This is a genomic window from Plebeiibacterium sediminum, from assembly GCF_026013605.1.
GTDB classification, from domain to species: Bacteria; Bacteroidota; Bacteroidia; order Bacteroidales; family Marinilabiliaceae; genus Saccharicrinis; species Saccharicrinis sediminus.
Genome location: NZ_JAPDPJ010000356.1, coordinates 1 through 392 on the forward strand (window position 1 = coordinate 1; position 392 = coordinate 392).

The following is a 392-nucleotide window of genomic DNA, read 5'->3' on the forward strand; positions in this document are numbered from 1 at the left end:
GAGAGCAGGATTCGAACCTACGAAGACGAAAGTCAGCGGAGTTACAGTCCGCCCCAGTTGGCCACTTTGGTATCTCCCCAAAATCATAATTTCAAAACTTTATAGTTTCCAACATTTTGAAAACCAACAGCCCAAAGGCTTTTTCGAGCGGAAGACGGGATTCAAACCCGCGACCCTTAGCTTGGAAGGCTAATGCTCTATCAGCTGAGCTACTTCCGCTTATATATGATATTAATTTGTACTTTTTATTTTGCCATTGAAGGCTAAAAAAAAGCCAACTGATAAATCAGATGGCTATATAGAGCGGAAGACGGGATTCAAACCCGCGACCCTTAGCTTGGAAGGCTAATGCTCTATCAGCTGAGCTACTTCCGCAAAATAAAAATGAGCCA

Annotated in this window: 2 tRNA genes; both read right to left on the reverse strand. The window is 43.1% G+C overall.

The window, feature by feature from the left end:
- Window positions 1–146: 146 nt before the first annotated feature.
- Window positions 147–219 (reverse strand) — tRNA-Gly (locus OM075_RS25765).
- A gap of 83 nt (window positions 220–302) precedes the next feature.
- Window positions 303–375: transfer RNA gene (locus OM075_RS25770), tRNA-Gly, on the reverse strand.
- Window positions 376–392 lie beyond the last annotated feature (17 nt).